Here is a 12,994-nt window from a genome sequence, read left to right on the forward strand (position 1 = left end):
AGTATGAAAATTGGTTTTCTCGATATCGAATGGTTTGATGTGCTGGACGTTCTGTTGCTGGCCTTCCTGCTCTATCAAATTTATTTTCTGGTTAAAGGCACGATTGCAAGCCGGATTTTTCTGGGTTATCTGCTCGTCTACTTGCTCTACCTGGTGGCGAAAGCCATTGGGCTGGAGTTGCTGACCACCATTTTGGGGTATTTCATCAGCGTTGGGGCACTGGCATTGATCATCATCTTTCAGCAGGAAATCCGGCGGTTTTTGCTCATCATCGGCAAATCGACCAACATTGCCAACAGCCGGTTTGTGATGCGGTGGTTTCGCCAGCCTTCGGTGACCGAACCCACCACGCCCCTGAAACCGATCATCGATGCCTGCAAATCCATGTCGTCGGAATTTACCGGCGGGTTGATCGTCATTGCCAAAAATGACGATCTGGACAAATTCATTCAAACCGGCGACGGCCTGGATGCGTTGGTTTCGAAACGGCTGCTGCTTTCCATCGCCGGACAGTACAGCCCGCTGCGCGACGGAGCCGTTGTGATTTCCGAAGACCGGATTCGGGCCGCCCGCTGTATTTTGCCCATTTCTGAAAACGACGAAATCCCGACAACCACAGGGTTTCGCCACCGGGCTGCCCTTGGCATCAGTGAAGTGACAGATGCCGCAGCCATCGCCATATCCGAAGAAACCGGTCGGATATCCCTGGCCATCGACGGCGAATTGTACCCCAACATTGCCTCCGCCGAACTGGAAGAAAAGCTCCAGCAGTATTTGATCGACCTCAACCGCGTCAAACGACGGGAGAACGGAAAAGACGCTTCGGTGGAATAATTAATTGTTACTGATGTTTCGATTTAATAAACTACCAATCAACCAAATACAGAATACGAATACATAAAAAACCGCTAGCTAACTTTGGCTATTTAATTGGGTGTTTCCGCATACAATTATAAATATGGAAACGTAAACTGCATCGTAAATACGACGAATCAAATCACCATCTGCAGCTTATGTTAACCCGAATTGAATATAACCAGCTCCCACTACCCAAGAAAGCGGATTTTCTCTGGCGTCATGGTCACCACTTGATGAATCGTTTTTCTCCTCCTTTCACCGTCCGTTTGTATGCCGTCGGCGATTTTTTCGTTGAAGCCTATTTCAGTGAGAGTCCGTATTACGAAGGCAATCATGAACTCCAGCAGGTATTCTCGCTGCGCAGCCCAAACCGATGCCATTCGAGAAGCCAGCATCCTTTTGATCCCTATTTAGATCAGATCGACCTGCATCAGCTACTCCGGGGCTAATGGCTGGCGGTGTTTTAGAGAATGGGCCTGCCAGCTTTTCCGAAGACTGACGTAGAAACCAGTACGATTGGTATACAGTTTCCCCCAATCGCTGGACATCGAAACGGTGGCTTGTGCGCCATCCAGCCAGGTAACCGGAAAGCTGACAGAAATCAGGGATGAAAACTGTCGGACCCGTTCAGGAAATGGCAAAGAATATGTTCCATAATTATCACTCAGCGACGCTTTTAGCTGAAAAATATAATTCGATCGGTAGCTTCCTACCAGCCCTGCATGCATGACCCGCACGCGGTTGTTGTTGGAATAGATGAGCAAATGCTCCCTATAAGCGCGGGGCAAGGTCGGGTTGGCGTCCAGGGCGGAGGTGATGAAAGGCGTTCCGATGGTTCGGCCCCCATACGACCAGCCGTCGACGTACTGCCCGTGGTTAAAATAATTATCTGCGCCCCGTTTTTTATTTTCCGTACTGAAAACCGAGCCTCCCTGACTTTTCGTAAACAAAAACTCGACAACGGCTGTCTGGATTTGCCAGTTGTGGGTGACCGGTTTGAAATTCCGAAAGCGCAGGCCATTCAGGCCATCGGCAAGGTTGGTCAAATAGTAGAGCGAACCGTCTTCGTAGATGCTCTGGCGATAAAACAGCAGTGAAAACGATCTCCTGATGATCTCCAGTCCTACATCCACAGTACCCAGGTGATTCCCCACCCGGTTCCCCCGGTCGTTTTTACCGTATTCGGTGGTATCGACAGCATCGCCCTTGGCTGCCAGCGAAAGGCCGGTAATGGCATTCAGATAATTGGAAAAACCGGTGGGGAATCGCCCGTTTTTGATCACGTCGTCGCCAGTAATAACCGTACTTCGGCCAGCCCATTGCACCTGATGATTCAGCCCGCCATAGAACCGGACCGGCCAGTTCGGTTTTCCAATTCGACCGTAAAGTGCCTTTTGATGGAGATACGAATGCGTCACCGGTCCCTTGTTGTCAAACCAGCCGTGGGCATACAACCCCCGGAATGCGATCAGACCTTTGGTAAAACCGATGGGTGTATAGTCTGCCAGCGAAAGCTGAATTTTAGGCATCGGCAGGGCATTCCCCGACCAACTGTAGGAGCCCGAACCGACGACCGTAGAATCCGCCAGTCCAATGGTTTCCCGACGCCGTCCGACCAGGAGTTCAAATACGCTCCATTTTCCTTTGACATACGCTTCGGGAACCAGCAAGACAGATTTTGCCGCGACCGTACCGACTCCTTCAAAACCGTACCCCCAGGCCGTCTTGCGGTTTTTACCGATAAACTCGGCCTGGATGCCGGCGCGTGCTGTCAGGAACGGAGCCGTGTTTGGAACAATTCCGGATTGGTTGGTGCGAAACCAGAAGGGCGTTTGGCGTGAAGAACTACCGAATACGCCCAACTCGGCAAACAGCCGGATGGGCGGTTTTCTGATGACGGTTTCTACCCCCAAAGAATCCTGGCTAAAAACAGGGAATATCCTGAAAAAGAGACTAAACGTGATCAGAAAAAGTATCCTCATACAGCATTGTAAAAAATAAACCCACTGGTTTACTTTAGACGCTGTTCCGATTCAGAAGTAATCGTTATCGGACGAACATTCTCAAATAAATATAAAAAAAACCATTTCCAGCCTTGCCGCGCCCACAAGGAAGCCTGCAAAACCGGAAATGGTTTCCGATTGGGGACGTATTTCTTTTATTCCGTTGGTGCTTTGCCGGCGGCAACTTCTGCCAGCGAATCGGCCCCTACCAGTTTCTTATACAAGGTCAACGCCTGCGCAACGACCTGATCCATGTTGTAATAGCGGTACGTTCCCAAACGCCCCACAAAATACACATTCTCCTGTTGATCAGCCAGTTGCTTATACTTCCGATAAAGTTCGGCATTTTCCGGCATCGGCACCGGGTAATACGGATCGCCCTCTGATTGGGGGTATTCGAAGGTGATGCTGGTCTTGGTCGGGTGTTCCTGCCCCGTCAAATGCTTGTACTCCGTGATGCGGGTATAGGCATTGTCGTTCGGGTAGTTGACCACAGCCACCGGCTGGTGCCACTCTTCGTTGAGGGTTTTGTGTTCAAATTGAAGCGAGCGATACGGGAGTTTACCAAAACAGTGGTCGAAATATTCGTCGACCGGGCCGGTATAAATCAACTGATCGTATGACAAACTGTCTTTAACGTCTTTAAAGTCCGTCGCCAGCATCAGCGTAATATTCGGATGATCGACCATTTTTTCGAACATCTTCGTAAAACCGTGCAGCGGCATCGACTGAAATTGATCCGAAAAATACCGGTCGTCCTGATTGGTCCGGGTCGGAATCCGGGACGTTACGGATTTGTCGAGTTCGGAAGGGTAAACCCCCCATTGCTTTTTGGTGTAGTACTTGAAAAACTTCTCGTACAGATCGCGTCCTACCTGACTCACCACCACATCTTCCGACGTTTTGATATCCTCGACGGGTTCGCCGACGGTTTTGAAGTACTCACCGAGTTCTTCGGACGTAAAATTCTTGCCGTAGAGTTTATTGACGGTATCCAGGTTGATCGGAATGGGCAGCAACTGGCCCTCGACCGACGCCAGTACCCGGTGTTCATACGGACGCCATTCCGTGAAATTAGACAGATAACCAAACACTTCCGGCGAATTGGTGTGGAAAATATGCGGGCCGTAGAGGTGGATTAAAATACCGTCTTCGTTGTAATAATCGTAGGCGTTTCCGCCGATGTGGGGGCGTTTGTCGAGAACCAGAACTTTCTTTCCGGATTGGCTGGCCAGGCGTTCGGCCAACACACTACCGGCATATCCGGCTCCAACAATTGCAAAATCGTAATGCTGCATAAACAGACGAAAAGGGTGGTTTTTACGAGGTTAAAAGTAGTGATTTTTCTCCAATCGACCGTTGCAGGACCGTTTTCCTTATTTAACGTACCAAATACTTGCGCCGAATCGTATTGATGAGAAACTTTTTCTGGGTAGTAAAGCTTTCCGGATGCTGTTGATCAAACTCCGATTTCCAGGTTGCATACCGCGCGGGTTCCTGCTGTTTGAATTGGTTTTCGTCAATCTTCTTGCTACTCAGGTATTCTTCAAAAGTCATGGTGGAGCTGAAAGAGGTTAGAAATGAGATCTTAGACAAAACCGGGTAGACTGACAATTTGACGCACATCCGTGCTTACCCGGAATTGGTACAGGGTTTGAAAGTTGCATTTACAACTAAATTAATCCAGCCATGCAATTACAACGCATATCCGATACCGGATCAGCCTCGATCCCCGGAGACATCACCGAACAGGATGCTCCGCTGCTCGATGCCTACTCCAATACAGTGGTAAATGTAGCAAAAAAAGTAAGTCAGTCGGTGGTTCAGATCAAAGTAAGCGGTCGGGCCAAAGAAGGGTCGCAACCTGTTCGGGGACGTGGCCAAGCGGATGGTGGAACGGGTTCGGGTTTCCTCATTTCGTCGGATGGTTACGTCATTACCAATAATCACGTAGTAGCCGGGGCGTCCAAAATTGAAGTGGCCCTGCCCGATGGCCGGGATTTTGAAGCCACCCTCATCGGCCGCGACCCGGCCACCGACATTGCGGTTATCAAAATTTACGGCGAAGGTCTTAAAGCCATTCGCTTCGCCGATTCCAAACAGGTGCAGGTGGGGCAAATTGCCATTGCGGTCGGCAATCCATACGGTTTTCAGTATTCGGTTACGGCGGGCGTTGTCAGCGCGCTGGGCCGGACGCTCCGGTCGGAATCCGGTCGGTTGATCGATGACGTGATTCAGACCGACGCGGCCCTGAATCCGGGCAACTCGGGCGGTCCGCTGGTCAATTCTCAGGGCGACGTCATCGGCGTCAATACCGCCGTGATTCTGCCCGCGCAGGGCATCTGCTTTGCGGTTTCGTCCAATCTAACCGCCCTGGTGGCCGGGAAACTGATCATGCACGGGCGGGTTCGTCGCGGGTACCTCGGCATTTCCGGGCAACTCATCAACCTCACCGAACGCATCAAACAATACAACCACCTGAATGCCAAAACCGGCGTGATTGTCGTAAACACCGAAGCCGACGGCGTTTCGTACAACAGCGAATTGCAGCAGGGCGACATTATTGTTGAATTCAACCGGCAGGCCGTTACTTCCGTCGATGATCTGCATAAATTGCTCACCGAAGAAACGATCGGACAGCGCATTTCAATGGCGGTTTTGCGGGAGAACCTCCGCCAGAGCGTTACGGTGATTCCGGGCGAAATCAAGTAATGTTTCCATCAAAAAAAACGGTCCGGAAGCCCGACCAGCGACAACGCTCAACAGGCTTCCGGACCGGTTTTTTGATGATGGGCTATTTCTTTTTAAGTTGCTCGAAAACGTGAACGCCTTTTTTGTTGCCCACGGCAATGTCCGGCAATCGGTCACCGTTCATATCTTCCACGACAACGTGTAGACCCGCGCCGGAATTGTTGTCAATTTCGTGCGGAATCCAGGCGGGGTTTTTACCGGGTTTAAACTCAAACCAGTACAAAACCGCCGGTTCTTCCCGACCCGGATCACTGTCCGTTTTATTGTGGGCATAATACCGTTTTCCGGTTACCAAGTCGGGCTTTTTGTCGCCATTCATATCGACCAGGGCCAGATTATGGGTTTGGGAAATCGTTTTGTGAATCTCATGCGTCGTCCAGGTGGGGTTTCCTTCTGAATCTTTCCCCTGTTCGTGCCACCAGATGCCGTATTTGTGGGCTGAGGAACTGATGACATCGTTCAAACCGTCGCCGTTCACGTCCGTGATGTACATCTGCGCGCACTCTTCACCCAGTTTAGCGGGATGGAACGTCCAGTTGGAACGCTTCGGATCGGTCTGTCCTTCCCACCAACCGGTATGAATCACGACGTCCATTTTTTTGTCGCCATTGACGTCGCCAAAGCCCAACCCGTGGGTGTACATGTGCGTTCCGGGCGTATTTTCGCCCTTGCTGATCACAAACCGCTCCCACTCATCCGTAAAATTGTTGTCGGGTGAGCGCAGCCAGATGATTTCCTTGGCCGTCGGGTCGTTGCAAATGATGTCGGCCCGGCCATTGCCATCGACGTCTACAAACAGGGGCGACTCGTTGCCCACCGAGGAGTGGATGGGATGAACCTTCCAGAGACCGGGCTGGTTTTTCGGATTTTCGTGCCAAACGGCTGATTTACCGGGGAAATCGATTCGAATCATGTCCACCCAACCGTCCTTGTTAACATCCAGCGCGAAGTTCAGAAAGGAGTTGCTGTAGCCCGTGCTGTACGAGAATTTTTCCGGCTTGGCCAGTTCGTGGGGTGTCCAGTTGGGGGCTTCAAACCAGTAGGCACCGGCCATGACATCTTTTTTCCCATCTTTGTTGACATCTCCGATGGTGGCGCCTTCGGCAATGAAATCGCTGGTCAGCACACTTTTTTTGAACTGAAGCTCGGTTCCTTTCTGGGCGTGGCCGGTCAGAATGCCCAGCGCCAGACAACTGGTCAGAAGCCAGCCTTTCCGGGTAAACGACGCCGGGATAATCGCTAAACTCTTCATTTTATATCGCGGTTGAAATACGATGCTCTACTACCGTAGTAAACAAACAAGCGGTTTTTTGTTCAATTCTACTCGGTTTCTTCGCCTGAACGGCAAATCCTAGCCCCAAAAACCCAGCCCAAACCGGTGAAAGCTCCTGCCTACTTTTCGTTGAAAAAAATCTCCAAACCGTCTTTGCCGGCAACAACAATGTCTAAACGTCCGGTGCCGCGCAGGTCGGCGAGGGCGAAGTAAATGCCGGTTCCCTTGCCTTTGCCCGGCTGCCCGTAGGCAATGGTATGCTTTATAAATTCCTTGCCGTTCCAGGTGAAGTAATAAAGTCCCACGTCATCGTAAGCACCCGCATCCCCATCATTGTGGGCGCGGTAGCGTTTGCCGGTAATAAGTTCCGGTTTTTTATCGCCGTCGAGGTCAGCCCATTCCAGAACGTGGTATTGCGATGCTTTTTCGTCGATGCTGTGCTTTTTCCAGCCGCGTTTGCCGCCTTCCAGCGTTTGTTCGTACCAGTGCAAGCCGTAGCCGTGTGCCTGCCCCACAATCAGATCGTTGCGTTTGTCGCCGTTGACGTCGACCACCAGAATCGGAACGCTGGCCTGTTTGCCCAGGTCAAATTCGGGATGGAGCGTCCAGGGGCCTTTTTCTCGGTCGGCGGGGGCTTCGAGCCAGCCTTTGCTCACGATAAAATCGCTGCGACCGTCGCCGTTCACATCACCCAGGCCCAGGCCGTGATCCTGCGTCGGAGCCACGTCGACCTGCCTGAACGTTCCTCCTTTTTCCAGTTTGAAATATTTCAGCGGATGCTTCGGGTTGTTGGGGACGATTTCGATGACGCCATCGCCGTCGACATCCCAGGCGCGGGTGGTTTCCACATTGCCAACTTTGCCGATGTCGTGAACCGCCCACAAATCCTTTTTACCAATACCGGGGTTTTCGAGCCATTTCAGATTCTCACCAAACCAGCCGCCGGTTACAATGTCGGCATGGCCGTCGCCGTTGACATCCAGCGGAATGGTCGAAAAGTCATCATAATATTGGTCGAACCGTTTCTGGTTGCCAATCAGATAGCGCTTGCGAAAAAGTGCCTTCGGATCAGCGGAGTTCTCATACCAGAAATCTCCCGAAACCAAATCCGGGCGACCATCCTTGTTAATATCGACAACACCAACGGTTTCGTAGCTTTCGGCTGCCACAAAATAGCGGCTAAACTGAATCTCTTTGGAGTCGGTTGCCAGCGAAACCCAACCTGCCAGGGCGATGGATAGGATACTTATCTTCATGCCTGCAAGTTTATAAATAATCTTGGTTTGTTACTCAACCCACAAAACCAATCCTTTCAAATAACCGCCTTCCGGGTGAAATAAATTGACCGGATGGTCGGCGGGTTGGCTCAAGTGGTGCAAAACCCGCACCTGCCGCCCGGCTTCGATGGCAGCCGCCACCACGGTATTGTAGAACAACTCCCGGTCAATGACCTGCGAACACGAAAACGTAAAGAGAATCCCCCCTTTTGCCACCCGGCGCAACCCTTCGGCATTCAGCCGTTTGTAGCCCTGAACGGCCCGATGCCGCGCCGACAGACTCTTGGCGTAGGCGGGCGGGTCCAACACGACCACATCGTATTGATCGTCGTGGGCGTGGAGGTATTTCATCACGTCATCCGCATACGCTTCGTGCCGGTTTGCCACCTCGGTTTCGCCAAAATTCAGGTTTACGTTGCGGTTGGTCAGGTCAATGGCTTTCTGGGAAGCATCGACGGAATGCACCAGGGTTGCCCCGGCCTTTAGCGCATAGACGGAAAAACCGCCCGAATAACAAAAGGCGTTCAACACCTTTTTTCCGGCGGAATAATGCGCCACGAGTTTTCGGTTATCGCGTTGATCGAGGAAAAAACCGGTTTTTTGCCCGGTGATCCAATCGACCAGAAACCGGTGTCCATTTTCCATTACCTCATGCGGCACGTCCGCCCGGCCAAACCGGTAGGCATTCTGGATCGTGGCCGCATAGTCGTCGGGCAGCGTTTCGGCACTTTTGTCATACACGGCAAGAAGTTGATCTCCGAACACATTTTTCAGTGCTTCCGTAATCAGGTTTCGCTCGCGGTGCATCCCGATGGAGTGGGCCTGCAAAACCGCAACTCCGTTGTAGATGTCAATAATCAGACCCGTACAACCGTCACCCTCGCCGTGAACCAGCCGATAACAATTGGTATCCGGTGGCAAAATGGCCGTTCGAATGCTTCGGATGGCAGTCAGCTTGGTAGTCCAGTACGCTGCATCGGGAATAATGGGCTGAAAAGAGAAAATGCGGACCAGAATGCTGCCGTTGTGAAAATGGCCGGTTGCCAGGTAAGTCCCTTTTTTGTCCAGCACTTCCACCACGTCACCGTCCTGGGGTTCGCCTTCGGTCCTAACCACGGCTCCGGAAAACACCCAGGGATGAAACCGCCGGATGGCTTCCTCACGCCCGGGACGCAGGTATATTTTGGGTAAATTCATTTTTGTTGACTCGTTGAACGGGCGAAACTACAAAATTCACGGCCCATTGACATTACGTCCCTCCGGACTTTCGTCAGCATCGGCCCCGAATCTGGCTTACTCTTCCGGTCGGACATTCAACAGGCGTTTCCACCAGCTCTGTTTTTCTTCGGTCTCCTCCTCTGAGTCAATCGCCGATGGAGCAGTCTTTGCCAGTTTTTCCAGATCGGGTTGCCCGGCATCTACCCAGCAGGTATACCAGAAATCACCAACCATTTTAACCGATGCCCGCATCTGCCGCTCCACCTGGCCGCGCAGTCGCTCGTGGTATTTCCGGGAAAAATCGTCGGTGTATACCTTCACAGTCTGGCCATTGCGCTCTTCAAAACCGTACTTCCGGGTGTCGCCTACCTGTTCGGTAAGTTCTATTTCAAACCGCAAGACCGAGTCCAGCGCGGCATGGGCGTCGAAAACCGCCCGCCAGGCCGCTTTCTGGGGTGAGGGCACATAGGTGGCCGAACCGGTAAAAAAGTCATACTCTGTACTGAACAATTCCGGTAGTCTCGACTCCCAGAAACCGTGAATACCCTGCTGCCCCGACAGTTGGCCGTTGTAGTTGCGGGTGGTATGCAATGGCACATTCGCATCGGCAATGTAATGGCCCAGGTCGGCCGAAATTTTCAGGATGCGTTTGGCGTCACGGGCCTTAAAAGCTTCGGTTAATTGAAATTTGGCCAGTTGAATGTGCCACGGCACAATCCCATGCAGGGCGAGGGTATCTTCTCCGTAGCGTTCCGTCGCCTGTTTCCACGAACGCGGCAAGATCGCCTTCGTGGTATCGGGATACGCATCCAGGTCGATGAAATGCCGGGGGGCTTCCCCGGCGACGGCATACCGCCTTTTGTCGGGATTGACGGCATTCTCGGTCAGGTAGTCGATGTGCTTCTTATAAAAGGCCAGCATCTCCGGCGGTAAGGTAAACACCGCCAGCCGGTTAATGCGCTTGTGGGCGTAGAAGCCCCACTGCGGCTTTCCAACCGGCCGTGAATGGGCCACCATTGCGAAAAAAAACAGCAGAAAAACTTGATTCGAAATATTTATACGATACCTTTGTTCAAACATAGCACTTTAACAAGAAAAGTTTCTACTTTATTTATAAAAGACTGTGTTGTTCAGAATAATATTTGGAATAACATCAATTTCACAATCATCATGAAACGCAAATCCATTGGCTACAGCCTAATTCTTTTCTTCTTCGGAGTTTTCGGCCTTGTTATCTACGGTGCCTACTCACCTGCCAGAAAAGCCCAAAAACAGCAAATTGTCTGCTTTAAATTCAAAGAAGGCACTAAAAATGAAGCGATTGAGCAACATATGCGTGAGTTTGCCGCTTTAAAGCATGAAATTCCTCAGATCATTTCTTACACCTCCGGGAAGACCTTAAACGGGGTTAGCGGTAGTTCTTCCGAGTATGATGTGATGCACTACCTCACTTTCCAGAGCGAAGCTGACATTGAGACGTTCAACAAGAACCAAAAGCAACAGGAGTTCGTAAAAAATAATAAGGCAAGCTGGGATAAGGTATTCACCATCAATTCGGATATCCGCCAGTAAGCCTCCGGAATCACTCCCGTGATTCAACATTAATTTGCATAGTTTCTCGTAAATCCCTACTTTTGCGGATATTTCTGAGAAACTGTATACTGTACTAATAAGCAATGGCAAATCATAAGTCGGCATTGAAGCGGGTCCGGGCAAACGAAAAGAAACGTTTGTTGAACCGTTTCCAACACAAAACGACCCGTTCACTGATCAAGCGTTTGCGGCTGACAACCGACAAGGTGGCTGCAACTGAATTGTATAAAACGGTGTCATCGCTGCTGGACAAACTGGCAAAGCGGAATATTATTCACAAAAACAAAGCGTCTAACAACAAGTCGAAACTGGCGAAACTCGTCAACGGACTGGCTGTTGCTGCTTAATTCATTTCGTATTGGAAAACCGCCCGGGCGGTTTTCCAATACGCTCAAAAACGTTAGGAAAACCTTATCTGATTTCGTTCAGGTAAGGTTTTTTTTTGGCCCATCCACACCCACCCAACCATGACTTACGAAAGTTCCCGCAAAATACGGAGCTGGGCGGAAGAAGACCGCCCCCGCGAAAAACTGATGCTCAAAGGCCGGGCCGCGCTCTCCGACGCCGAACTCATTGCCATCCTCATCGGTTCCGGCACCCGCGATCTGTCCGCCGTCGACGTAGCGAAGGTAATTCTGCAAAGTGTGGGCCATAACCTCAACGATCTGGCCCGGCTGAGTGTCAAGGATTTGTCGAAGTTCAAAGGCATTGGCGAGGCCAAAGCCATCAGCATCGTTGCGGCACTCGAACTGGGCCGAAGGCGAAAAGAACAGGACCGTCCGCTTCGGCTGCGCATCACCAGTTCCCGGGATGCCTATGAAGAAATAAAACCGCATTTGCTGGACAAGCAACACGAAGAGTTCTGGATTTTACTGCTGAATCGCGCGAACGAAGTGATCCGGCCCGTTCAGATCAGCTCCGGTGGCGTATCCGGCACGGTGGCTGATCCGAAGCTGATTTTCAAACATGCGCTCGAGCAACTGGCCAGCGCCCTGATTCTGGTTCACAACCACCCGTCCGGCCAACTGGCAGCTTCACAAGCAGACAGGGATCTGACCAAAAAACTGAAAGACGCTGGGCGCTTACTCGATATTCCCATCCTCGATCATCTGATTTTTACGGATCAGTCGTATTTAAGTTTTGCCGACCAGGGAATATTATAAGGCCGCTGTGATATTAGATAGCAAAAAAAAGACCGGTACGATTTATAAAATCATACCGGTCACCGTCTAACTATTCGATCCTATCAGGTTATTTTTTCAAGTTGACCGTAATCACGGCTTCTTTGGGGGTGCCATCCGGTTTGGTTCCCGGAAATGGCTGGACCTCCGACAACGTTACTTCATAGCTTTCGGCCCCCAACTGAACCGTCATCACATCGCGGTTTTTCAACTGGGTTCCGCACTGCCCGATGCACAATTCGCCCGATTGGGACTGCGTTTCGCTTTTCAGCGTAAACTTCACCTGCGCGTTCCCGAGCCACACACAATTGGCATTATACGGGCAACGGCTGTCGGAAATACTATCGACATTCAGGGTTACATCCTGTCTAACCCGGGCCAGCTGGTTCACTTTCACCGTTACGGCCTGAGTGTCTTCGGTAGGCGTTACTTTATTCTCTTTCTCGCAACCGACTGCCAGCAAGCCCACCAGCAGGAATCCATACAAACTTTTAAATGGTGTCATTTGTTGTTATCGTTTGTCTGAATGACCCCATTCCAGGAAAGACGGTTGGAACCTTTTTGATTTTTTTACGCCTTTTTTTTACCTGCCCCAATTTTTGGAAAAACCGTGAATCTGTCGCTCTGGTCAATAAAAAAGGGCCTGATCAGGCCCTTTTTAACAATGAAATATGAATGATGCTGCCAACCGATCCCGAGACGGGTCAGGCCTGCAGCAAACGGTTGCGAACTGAGTCTTAGTACTTCCGCTCTTTGTTTTCCAGCCAGCGACCCGCAATGAATGCCGCAGTTAATAAAACAATATAAAAAACGATGGTTACGATAGTCATGAACATAGTA

At 51.0% G+C, this 12,994-nt stretch carries 14 protein-coding genes; 6 read left to right on the top strand and 8 right to left on the bottom strand.

Features of this window, described 5'->3' with window-relative positions:
* Positions 1 to 3 precede the first annotated feature (3 nt).
* Both cdaA and FH871_RS24955 read left to right on the top strand, forming a co-directional pair.
* Positions 4 to 834 (top strand): diadenylate cyclase CdaA, encoded by an 831-nt coding sequence (cdaA, locus tag FH871_RS24950; protein ID WP_138994144.1) that lies wholly within the window; start codon positions 4 to 6, stop codon positions 832 to 834.
* A gap of 257 nt (positions 835 to 1,091) precedes the next feature.
* A complete protein-coding gene (locus FH871_RS24955) occupies positions 1,092 to 1,307 on the top strand; it encodes a hypothetical protein (protein WP_212768263.1) in 216 nt (71 codons plus the stop codon).
* On the opposite strand, the gene FH871_RS24960 is transcribed toward FH871_RS24955, so the two are convergent.
* The 3 genes from FH871_RS24960 to FH871_RS33290 all read right to left on the bottom strand — a co-directional run bounded on the left by FH871_RS24960 (position 1,293) and on the right by FH871_RS33290 (position 4,418).
* Complete coding sequence (locus tag FH871_RS24960; RefSeq protein WP_138994146.1) at positions 1,293 to 2,840, bottom strand: capsule assembly Wzi family protein; 1,548 nt, start codon at positions 2,838 to 2,840, stop codon at positions 1,293 to 1,295. The two genes, FH871_RS24955 and FH871_RS24960, sit on opposite strands and share 15 nt — an antisense overlap.
* Before the next feature lie 176 nt (positions 2,841 to 3,016).
* Positions 3,017 to 4,159, bottom strand: coding sequence for a UDP-galactopyranose mutase (gene glf, locus FH871_RS24965; protein WP_138994147.1), 1,143 nt, complete (start codon positions 4,157 to 4,159; stop codon positions 3,017 to 3,019).
* An 82-nt stretch (positions 4,160 to 4,241) separates the two neighbouring features.
* Complete coding sequence (locus FH871_RS33290) at positions 4,242 to 4,418, bottom strand: hypothetical protein (protein WP_171062945.1); 177 nt, start codon at positions 4,416 to 4,418, stop codon at positions 4,242 to 4,244.
* A 132-nt stretch (positions 4,419 to 4,550) separates the two neighbouring features.
* Here FH871_RS33290 and FH871_RS24970 point away from each other — a divergent pair, with 132 nt between their 5' ends.
* A complete protein-coding gene (locus FH871_RS24970) occupies positions 4,551 to 5,573 on the top strand; it encodes a S1C family serine protease (RefSeq protein WP_138994148.1) in 1,023 nt (340 codons plus the stop codon).
* 82 nt (positions 5,574 to 5,655) lie between these two features.
* Here the strand turns inward: FH871_RS24970 and FH871_RS24975 are convergent, their stop codons facing one another.
* The 4 genes from FH871_RS24975 to FH871_RS24990 all read right to left on the bottom strand — a co-directional run bounded on the left by FH871_RS24975 (position 5,656) and on the right by FH871_RS24990 (position 10,397).
* On the bottom strand, positions 5,656 to 6,864 hold the full coding sequence (locus FH871_RS24975; RefSeq protein WP_138994149.1) for a VCBS repeat-containing protein: 1,209 nt from the start codon (positions 6,862 to 6,864) through the stop codon (positions 5,656 to 5,658).
* Between the two features lie 140 nt (positions 6,865 to 7,004).
* A complete protein-coding gene (locus FH871_RS24980) occupies positions 7,005 to 8,141 on the bottom strand; it encodes a VCBS repeat-containing protein (RefSeq protein ID WP_138994150.1) in 1,137 nt (378 codons plus the stop codon).
* A gap of 30 nt (positions 8,142 to 8,171) precedes the next feature.
* On the bottom strand, positions 8,172 to 9,359 hold the full coding sequence (locus tag FH871_RS24985) for a class I SAM-dependent rRNA methyltransferase (protein ID WP_138994151.1): 1,188 nt from the start codon (positions 9,357 to 9,359) through the stop codon (positions 8,172 to 8,174).
* 96 nt (positions 9,360 to 9,455) lie between these two features.
* Entirely contained in the window at positions 9,456 to 10,397 is a 942-nt protein-coding gene (locus FH871_RS24990) for a zinc dependent phospholipase C family protein (protein ID WP_229317556.1), read from the bottom strand.
* Positions 10,398 to 10,550: 153 nt separating this feature from the next.
* On the opposite strand from FH871_RS24990, the gene FH871_RS24995 reads away from it, so the two are divergent.
* From FH871_RS24995 to radC, 3 genes are all read left to right on the top strand, one after another.
* Positions 10,551 to 10,952 carry a Dabb family protein gene (locus tag FH871_RS24995; RefSeq protein WP_138994152.1) on the top strand — a complete coding sequence of 134 codons (402 nt, stop codon included), beginning with the start codon at positions 10,551 to 10,553 and terminating at the stop codon, positions 10,950 to 10,952.
* A 104-nt stretch (positions 10,953 to 11,056) separates the two neighbouring features.
* A complete protein-coding gene (gene rpsT, locus FH871_RS25000; protein ID WP_114409604.1) occupies positions 11,057 to 11,320 on the top strand; it encodes a 30S ribosomal protein S20 in 264 nt (87 codons plus the stop codon).
* A 120-nt stretch (positions 11,321 to 11,440) separates the two neighbouring features.
* Positions 11,441 to 12,136, top strand: coding sequence for a DNA repair protein RadC (gene radC / locus FH871_RS25005; protein ID WP_138994153.1), 696 nt, complete (start codon positions 11,441 to 11,443; stop codon positions 12,134 to 12,136).
* Between the two features lie 88 nt (positions 12,137 to 12,224).
* Here radC and FH871_RS25010 read toward each other — a convergent pair whose 3' ends face one another.
* Positions 12,225 to 12,659: a hypothetical protein gene (locus FH871_RS25010; protein WP_138994154.1), complete on the bottom strand. Its 435-nt coding sequence runs from the start codon at positions 12,657 to 12,659 to the stop codon at positions 12,225 to 12,227.
* Between the last annotated feature and the right edge of the window lie 335 nt (positions 12,660 to 12,994).

The organism is Larkinella sp. C7, from assembly GCF_006149005.1.
In the GTDB taxonomy this organism is placed as follows: domain Bacteria; phylum Bacteroidota; class Bacteroidia; order Cytophagales; family Spirosomataceae; genus Larkinella.

What these genes read in the sequence shown, in the direction of transcription:
- FH871_RS25010 (WP_138994154.1), bottom strand. Translation starts at nt 12,659, where the DNA reads ATGACACCATTTAAAAGTTTGTATGGATTCCTGCTGGTGGGCTTGCTG.
- FH871_RS24970 (WP_138994148.1), top strand. Translation starts at nt 4,551, where the DNA reads ATGCAATTACAACGCATATCCGATACCGGATCAGCCTCGATCCCCGGA.
- glf (WP_138994147.1), bottom strand. Translation starts at nt 4,159, where the DNA reads ATGCAGCATTACGATTTTGCAATTGTTGGAGCCGGATATGCCGGTAGT.
- radC (WP_138994153.1), top strand. Translation starts at nt 11,441, where the DNA reads ATGACTTACGAAAGTTCCCGCAAAATACGGAGCTGGGCGGAAGAAGAC.
- FH871_RS24990 (WP_229317556.1), bottom strand. Translation starts at nt 10,397, where the DNA reads ATGGTGGCCCATTCACGGCCGGTTGGAAAGCCGCAGTGGGGCTTCTAC.
- FH871_RS24955 (WP_212768263.1), top strand. Translation starts at nt 1,092, where the DNA reads ATGAATCGTTTTTCTCCTCCTTTCACCGTCCGTTTGTATGCCGTCGGC.
- FH871_RS24995 (WP_138994152.1), top strand. Translation starts at nt 10,551, where the DNA reads ATGAAACGCAAATCCATTGGCTACAGCCTAATTCTTTTCTTCTTCGGA.
- FH871_RS33290 (WP_171062945.1), bottom strand. Translation starts at nt 4,418, where the DNA reads ATGACTTTTGAAGAATACCTGAGTAGCAAGAAGATTGACGAAAACCAA.
- cdaA (WP_138994144.1), top strand. Translation starts at nt 4, where the DNA reads ATGAAAATTGGTTTTCTCGATATCGAATGGTTTGATGTGCTGGACGTT.
- FH871_RS24985 (WP_138994151.1), bottom strand. Translation starts at nt 9,359, where the DNA reads ATGAATTTACCCAAAATATACCTGCGTCCCGGGCGTGAGGAAGCCATC.
- FH871_RS24960 (WP_138994146.1), bottom strand. Translation starts at nt 2,840, where the DNA reads ATGAGGATACTTTTTCTGATCACGTTTAGTCTCTTTTTCAGGATATTC.
- FH871_RS24980 (WP_138994150.1), bottom strand. Translation starts at nt 8,141, where the DNA reads ATGAAGATAAGTATCCTATCCATCGCCCTGGCAGGTTGGGTTTCGCTG.
- FH871_RS24975 (WP_138994149.1), bottom strand. Translation starts at nt 6,864, where the DNA reads ATGAAGAGTTTAGCGATTATCCCGGCGTCGTTTACCCGGAAAGGCTGG.
- rpsT (WP_114409604.1), top strand. Translation starts at nt 11,057, where the DNA reads ATGGCAAATCATAAGTCGGCATTGAAGCGGGTCCGGGCAAACGAAAAG.